The sequence below is a fragment of the Tabrizicola sp. genome (assembly GCF_034366665.1).
Taxonomy (GTDB): Bacteria; Pseudomonadota; Alphaproteobacteria; order Rhodobacterales; family Rhodobacteraceae; genus Tabrizicola.
The window spans coordinates 1-7,435 of record NZ_JAXMMF010000157.1; the positions used below are offsets into that span (position 1 = coordinate 1).

Below are 7,435 nucleotides of genomic sequence, written 5' to 3' on the forward strand. Positions count from 1 at the left end.
GCCCGTACTGCGGGGTGGGGTGCGGCGTGATCCTGAAGCCGGATGGGGCGGGGGGCCTTTCGGTGAAGGGCGACCCGAGGCATCCGGCGAATCATGGGCGGCTCTGCTCGAAGGGTACGGCGCTGGGCGAGACGGTGGGACTGGAGGGACGCCTGCTGGCCCCACGGGTCTTCGGGCAGGAAGTGGGCTGGGATGCCGCGCTGGGCGTGGTGGCCAAGCGGTTCGCCCGGACGATTGCGGACCACGGGCCGGATTCGGTGGCGCTTTATGTCTCGGGGCAACTGCTGACCGAGGATTACTATGTCGCCAACAAGTTGGCGAAGGGCTTCTGGGGCACGGGCAACATCGACACCAATTCGCGGCTTTGCATGGCCTCCAGCGTGGCGGGGCATCGGCGCGCCTTCGGAACGGACACCGTTCCGGGGCTGTATGAGGATCTGGAGCTTGCCGATCTGGTGGTTCTGGTGGGGTCGAACCTGGCCTGGTGTCATCCGGTCCTTTACCAGCGCCTGTCGGCGGCAAAGGCGGCGCGTCCGGGAATGAAGGTCGTGGTCATCGACCCGCGCCGGACGGCCACGTGCGAGATCGCCGATCTGCATCTGGCCATCGCCTCGGGTGGGGATGTAGCGCTGTTCAACGCGCTTCTGGCCGGGATCGAGGCGAAGGGCTGCGTCGATCCGGCGTTTCTGGCGCAGGTCTCCGGGGCCGAGACCGCCTTCGCGGCGGCGCGGTCGACGGACGGGGCCGGGGCGGGGCTTTCCGACGGCGACCTGCGCGCGTTCATCGACCTGTGGTGCGGGACCGAAAAGGTCGTCACCGTCTACAGTCAGGGGGTGAACCAGTCCTCGCACGGGACCGACAACGTCAACGCGATTCTGAACTGCCACCTGGCGACGGGGCGCATCGGGCGGCCGGGGATGGGGCCGTTCAGCGTGACGGGACAGCCGAACGCGATGGGCGGGCGCGAGGTCGGCGGGCTGGCGAACATGCTGGCCTGCCATATGGAGATCGAGAACCCGCAGCACCGCGCCGCCGTGCAGACGTTCTGGACATCGCCGGGCATGGCCGAAAGGCCGGGATTGAAGGCCGTCGACATGTTCCGTGCCGTGGCGGATGGCCGGATCAAGGCGGTCTGGATCATCCACACCAACCCCGTTGTGTCGATGCCCGAGGCAGACCTTGTGGCGAAGGCCCTGCAAGCTTGCCCCTTTGTAGTGGTGCAGGACATCACCGCCAATACCGACACGGCCCGCCTGGCGCATGTGCTGCTGCCGGCAACTGCCTGGGCCGAGAAATCCGGCACCGTCACCAATTCCGAACGCCGGATCAGTCGGCAGCGCGCCGCCCTGGCAGCGCCGGGGCAGGCGCGTGACGACTGGCGCATCCTGGCGGACGTCGCGGGGCGGATGGGCTGGCCGGAGGCCTTTGCCTGGACGACGCCGGCGGAAATATTTGCCGAACATGCAGCGCTGTCCGGCGTGGCCGGGGCGTTCGGGCTGGACTTCGACATCTCGGACCACGCGTCGATCGACGCTGACCGCTACGACGACCTGATGCCGTTTCTCTGGCCCGCGTCAGGTCAGCGCCAGGGTGGGCGGTTTTTCGGGGATGGACGGTTCCATACGCCGGACGGCAAGGGCCGGATGCTTGCGGTTCAGGTGCCGTTGACATCCCAGGCTCCGGGCTTCCGGCTGAACACCGGCCGTATCCGGGACCAGTGGCATACGATGACCCGCACCGCGAAAAGCCCCCGGCTGTCGTCGCATCTGGCCGAGCCGTTCCTGGAGCTTCACCCCGCCGATGCCGAGGGTCTTGGCCTGCGCACCGCCGATCTGGTGGAGGCAACGAATGACCTCGGGAGTGCGATCCTGCGGGTGCTGGTGACGGATCGCGTGGCCCCCGGACACCCCTTCGCTCCGATGCACTGGACCTCAGAGACGGCGCCGACGGGTCGGGTCGATGCCCTGGTCGCAGCCAACCCGGACCCGGTGTCGGGCCAACCCGACAGCAAGGCTAGCAGCGTCACGCTGCGCAAGTATCCGGCGCGCTGGTACGGCTTTGCCGTCTCGGCGTCGGACTTCAGCCCCGACAGTGCCTATTGGGCCAAGGCACGGGTCGGTGGAGGATGGCGCGCCGAACTGGCCGGGACCTGGGTGCCGGATGACTGGGTGGCCCAGGCGCGAAAGCTGTTCGGGCTGGCCGACGGTGACCCGGTCTCGGTGACGGATCAGGCCCGCAACCTTGCGCGCGTCGCCTTCCACCAGGATGGGCGTCTGGTTGCAGCCTTGTTCGTGGGCCCAAAGCCGGTTGCGCTGGCGCGGGACATGGTGATTGCTTTGCTGGGTGAAGGTGATGCGCAGGACGCCCTGGCGGGGCGCGCGCGGGGCGATGTGGCCGATCCGGGGCCAACGGTCTGCGCCTGCCTGAACGTCGGGCGAAACACCATCTGCGAGGCCATCCTGACCGGGCGGGCGCTGACCGTCGCGGCGCTTGGGGAAGTCCTGGGGGCAGGCACGTCCTGCGGGTCCTGTCGGCCCGAACTTGCCGGGCTGATCACCCGGTTCGGATGCCGCGAGGCAGCGGAGTAAACAGCGGCAACGCCGGGGTCTTGGCGTCTTGGACCCTTGCGGTCCGGGGGACCGTCTTTGCAAACCTCAGTGACGGGGTTCCCTTGGCTGCACCGCATGTTGTTGCAGGACAACGATGCCGTTCCCGCAAAGGGCTAAACTCGCCTCAACCGACACACGGATGAGGGATAGCACCATGTTCACGCGACGCACTGCACTGATGGGGGCGGCGATGATTGCCGCGGCTCCTTTTGTCGTCAAGACCGCCGGGGCGGAAGAGGTGATGGACACCTCGGCCGCCGCGCCGGTGGACCTGTCCAGCCTGCCCCGTCGCAAGGTCAAGCTGGTCAAGCCGCCATTTGTCCACAGCCATGAGCAGGTGGCCACCGGCGGGCCTGCGGTGATCGAGTTCGAGATGAAGATCATGGAAAAGGAGATCCAGGTGGACGAGGACGCCTGGCTGCAGGCCATGACGTTCAACGGTTCGGTCCCCGGCCCGATGCTGGTGGTGCACGAGGGCGACTATGTCGAGCTGACCCTGTTCAACCCGCCCGAAAACATGATGCAGCACAACATCGACTTTCACGCGGCCACTGGCGCTTTGGGGGGCGGTTCGCTGACGCTGGTCAATCCCGGCGAGAAGGCGGTGCTGCGGTTCAAGGCGACGCGGCCGGGTGTGTTCGTCTACCATTGCGCTCCGGGCGGTCCGATGATCCCCTGGCACGTGGTGTCGGGCATGTCGGGCTGCATCATGGTGCTGCCGCGGGACGGGCTGAAGGACCACCTGGGCCATCCGGTGTCCTATGACCGGGTCTACTACATCGGCGAGAATGACTTCTACATCCCGCGCGGCGCGGATGGCGCCTACATGCGCTTTGCCGATGCGGGCGAAAGCTATGCCGACACGCTGGAGGTGATGAACGGGCTGATCCCGTCGCATGTCGTGTTCAACGGCAGGGTGGGGGCTTTGACGGGCGACCAGGCGCTTGAGGCCGAACAGGGCGAGCGCGTGCTTTTCGTCCACAGCCAGGCCAACCGCGACAGCCGCCCGCATCTGATCGGCGGGCATGGCGATCTGGTCTGGGAAAGCGGCAAGTTCAACAACCTGCCGGACCGCGATCTGGAGACCTGGTTCATCCGGGGCGGATCGGCCGGGGCGGCGCTTTACACCTTCCTGCAGCCGGGCGTCTACGCCTACGTCAACCACAACCTGATCGAGGCGGTGAACCTGGGCGCCACGGCGCACGTGATCGTCGGCGGCACGTGGAACAACGATCTGATGGAGCAGGTCGTGGCCCCGGTCGAATACGATGTCCTGCATGAAGGACGGACTGCGCTGCCGTAACGGCTGGCGCGTCCTGGCGGGGTGGCCTGTCGTCCCGGGCCGCCCCGCCGTTTTTGTTCGGAGGGTCACATGAAACGTCGGCTGGCACTGGGGCTTCTGGCAGCGGTCGCCCTGGGCGCGGCGGGGGCGATCCTCGTGCCGCTCCAGCGACCGGCCCTGGCCCCGCCGCAGACCGTGCGCATCCCCGCGGGTCCGCAGGACTATCGCCCGGCAGGTGAATTCCGCCAGGGCACCCGCGTCGTCGATGCCCCCTTGCAGCGGGTCGAGGTGGCGACGCTGGAGATCATGATCTACCAGGTCTCGGAGGCCGACTACGCCCGCTGTGTCGCGGCAGGGGCCTGCGCCGCAGCACCTGTCGGGGGCGTTGCGGGGGCGGCCCAGACCAATGTCAACCATGCCGACGCCTTGGCCTATGCGGCGTGGTTGTCCGACGAGACAGGACAGCTCTGGCGCCTGCCGACCGATGCCGAATGGCTGAGGGCTGCCGCAGAGCGCGGCTTTGACGACGGTTTCGGGGAAGATGCCAACGGTGATGATCCCTCACGCCGCTGGATCGCCAGCTACCGGCGCGAGGTTGAATTGCGCGGCGAGGCCGACCTGCAGCAGCATCCGATGGGCCATTTCGGGCTGAACTCGATGGGGGTGGCCGACATTTCGGGCAACGTCTGGGAGTGGACAGAGACCTGCTTTCAGAACGGCACGCTGACCCCGGATGGCAAAGGGATTGCCACAAGCTTGGACTACTGCGGGGTGCGGGCGGTGCAAGGCAAGCATCGCGCCTTCGTCATCGACTTCATCCGTGATGCCCGGTCGGGCGGATGTGCAGCGGGGGTGCCGCCGGACTATCTGGGGTTCCGGCTGGTGCGGGACTAGGCGCTGGTCTCCGGCAGGCAAAGGAAAAGGCGGCCCGTCAAGGCCGCCTTCCTATCGGTGTGGGGTCGGGTCACTTTGCCACTTGTGCGAACAGCGGCTCGAACCGGGCCTTGGACTTGCCCTTCTGCGTCACGGCGGCGGCTGCATCCAGATTGACCGGGGCGCCAGCCTGGATCAGCGCAACCATGCCCATCCCGTAGTGGGGTGTGCATTTCACGCCGTAGAGACCCTCGGCGGTCAGCGTCAGGACATAGTCTTCGCCCATGCCGCTTTTGAACGCCTCCACCCCCTCGGGCAGCATCCCTTCGATTGCTTCGACGTTGTGGCCCTTGTCGGTCGAGGTGAAGGTCACCGTGTCGCCCACGGCGGCCTTGACGAAGGCGGGCTCGAAGACCATCGCGCCGTCGGCCCCCTTGTTCAGCATCTTCACGTCGAAGTTTTCGGCCTGGGCCGCCGTGGCCAGCACAAAGGCTGCGACGGTTGCAGTGATCAGTTTCGAGAACATGTCCGGTCCTTTCAGGTTATCTTGCCCCTTCTTCTAGGCTAAGGTCGTCCCCGGTTCGTTGTGCTGCCACAACATCGGAGGCACCGTTTGCACAAACTCGACGAAAGTCTTCTGGCGGCGCTCCCCCCCTTTCGCAGGCTGTCCCGGCCCCAGATCCGCGAGATCCTGGATGCCGCGACCGCGCTGCGGTTCGACGCAGGCGCTGCCATCTTCAGCGAGGGCTTGCCGGTCGAACGCTTCTTCCTGCTTCTGGACGGCCATATCCGGGTGGTCCGGACCACTCCGGGCGGCGATCAGATCATCGCGCTGCACATCGCTCCGGGGCAGTTGTTCGGGATCGGGGCGGCCATCGGGCGCACGACCTATCCGGCGACGGCAATGACGGCGGATGACTGCGTGGTCCTGGCCTGGCCGAACCGGCTGTGGCAGGTCTTCGTGGACAGCTATGCCGGCTTTGCCACCGAAACCTACAAGGTCGTGGGCGAGAGGGTGGGCGAGATGAACAACCGCATCGTCGAGATGGCGACGCAAGCGGTCGAGCAGCGCATCGCCTGTGCGATCCTTCGGCTGGTCACCCAGGCCGGGCGCAAGGTCGATGGCGGCATCGAGATCGGGATGCCGATCACCCGGCAGAACCTGTCGGACATGACCGGCACCACCTTGCACACTGTCAGCCGCCTACTTAGCGGGTGGGAACGCGACGGGATCGTGCTGTCGGAACGGCGCAAGATCACGGTGACCGCGCCGCACCGGCTGGTCATGCTCAGCGGGGCTGCGGGTTAGGCACGCGGCGCGCGGGATTCGGCCGGGTCAGGATCGGGGCAAGCCGGGCGGCGAAGATGGCGAAACCGGTGGTCCACAGGGATGCTGCGGCCCAGAGACCCGGCTCGGACGGCACCGCCACGCGTGTCAGGGCGGCAAGGGCAACGCAGGCAAAGGCAAGCCCCAGCGCAGGGCCAGCCTGCAGCTCACGGCCGGTATGCCCCAGCGAGGCGCGCATCATCACCGACAGAGTCATCCCGCCGATGGCACCTATGCCCAGAAGATGCAGTCCCACCACCGGCAGCAAAATGTCCAGCGACGCCAGCCCAAGGGCCACCAGACCCGCCGGGATGAAGGCATAGGCCAGATGCAGCATCACCAGGATGGCCGACCGCCAGACCCTGAAGCCACGCCAGCGCGCCAGGCGAAGCGCCTGACCCGCTCCGGCGATGATGAGGGCCAGCCCCGTCAGCGGCTCCTCTGGAAGGGCGACCCAGGCCAGAAGCGCCCCCAGCGTCAGCGCCAGACTGGCCGCATCGAACCTGCCGAACGGCACGGGCATCGGCCCGTTCCCCTGTTTGGCCAGCCCGTTCCGGGTGAAGCTGGGAATGATCCGCCCACCGATCAGCCCGATCAGCAGGACGACCATCGCAAAGCCCAGGCGGCGGCCGTAATTGGCGGTGCCAAGCTGCATCGCCTCAAGATGGAAGGTGATGTTGGCCGCAAGATACAGAAGCACGGGGACGACCACGCGCAGATTGCTCCAGTTCCGGCCCGCCACGATCTCGACCGTGACCATCGCGCCGATGGCCAGAAGGAAGGCGCAGTCCAGCGCCATCACGGCCACCGGTCCCAGGCCAAGGCCCCCGGCGACCGCCAGCCGACCGGCCATCCACAGCGCCGCAAGGGCCATCAGCGGCCAGCCCCGCGTCGGCATCCGCCCGGTCCAGTTCGGAATCGCGGTGAACAGGAACCCCGCCAGCACGGCCGAGGTATACCCGAAGAGCAGCTCGTGGATGTGCCAGTCGGTCGGGCTGAACGGCCCGCCCAGGCTGACGTGCCCGCTCCAGACCGCCATCCATAATGGGATGACCAGCGCCGCAAAGCCGCCCGCCAGAAGGAACAGCGGGCGGAAGCCATAGCTGAAAAGGGCGGGGCCGGTGTAGGCGTGATGTGGCCGCATGTCGGCTCCTTGGATCAAAGCACCGCTGCGGCCTGCAGTGCGGCGCGAAAGGCGATCTCGTCCAGGCCGTATTCGGCGCAGGCGTCGATCACCGTGTGAAACGGCGCGATGGGGCAGCCGAAACAGGCCATTCCCTGCGCGCGGAAGACATTGGCCACCTCGGGCCAGTGTTCGAAGATCAGCCGCAGCGGCAGATCGGG

At 67.1% G+C, this 7,435-nt stretch carries 7 protein-coding genes; 4 read left to right on the forward strand and 3 right to left on the reverse strand.

Going from position 1 to position 7,435, the window contains the following annotated elements; translation table 11 throughout:
- From U1E69_RS22125 to U1E69_RS22135, 3 genes are all read left to right on the forward strand, one after another.
- A partial coding sequence (locus U1E69_RS22125; RefSeq protein WP_322246659.1) for a molybdopterin-dependent oxidoreductase occupies positions 1 to 2,588 on the forward strand: 2,588 nt, incomplete at its 5' end.
- Between the two features lie 175 nt (positions 2,589 to 2,763).
- Entirely contained in the window at positions 2,764 to 3,912 is a 1,149-nt protein-coding gene (nirK, locus tag U1E69_RS22130) for a copper-containing nitrite reductase (protein ID WP_322246660.1), read from the forward strand.
- A gap of 69 nt (positions 3,913 to 3,981) precedes the next feature.
- The gene (locus U1E69_RS22135) at positions 3,982 to 4,785 is read left to right on the forward strand and encodes an SUMF1/EgtB/PvdO family nonheme iron enzyme (protein ID WP_322246661.1); all 804 of its coding nucleotides are present in this window, start codon (positions 3,982 to 3,984) and stop codon (positions 4,783 to 4,785) included.
- Between the two features lie 70 nt (positions 4,786 to 4,855).
- Here the strand turns inward: U1E69_RS22135 and U1E69_RS22140 are convergent, their stop codons facing one another.
- Positions 4,856 to 5,290, reverse strand: a complete 435-nt coding sequence (locus U1E69_RS22140) for a pseudoazurin (protein WP_322246662.1) — start codon at positions 5,288 to 5,290, stop codon at positions 4,856 to 4,858.
- Between the two features lie 87 nt (positions 5,291 to 5,377).
- Between U1E69_RS22140 and U1E69_RS22145 the strand changes: the two genes are divergently transcribed.
- Complete coding sequence (locus U1E69_RS22145; protein WP_322246663.1) at positions 5,378 to 6,073, forward strand: Crp/Fnr family transcriptional regulator; 696 nt, start codon at positions 5,378 to 5,380, stop codon at positions 6,071 to 6,073.
- Here the strand turns inward: U1E69_RS22145 and U1E69_RS22150 are convergent.
- Both U1E69_RS22150 and U1E69_RS22155 read right to left on the reverse strand, forming a co-directional pair.
- Positions 6,054 to 7,235, reverse strand: coding sequence for an NnrS family protein (locus U1E69_RS22150; RefSeq protein WP_322246664.1), 1,182 nt, complete (start codon positions 7,233 to 7,235; stop codon positions 6,054 to 6,056). The genes U1E69_RS22145 and U1E69_RS22150 overlap by 20 nt on opposite strands.
- Before the next feature lie 14 nt (positions 7,236 to 7,249).
- On the reverse strand, positions 7,250 to 7,435 hold a 186-nt coding region (locus U1E69_RS22155), incomplete at its 5' end, for a DUF1858 domain-containing protein (RefSeq protein ID WP_322246665.1).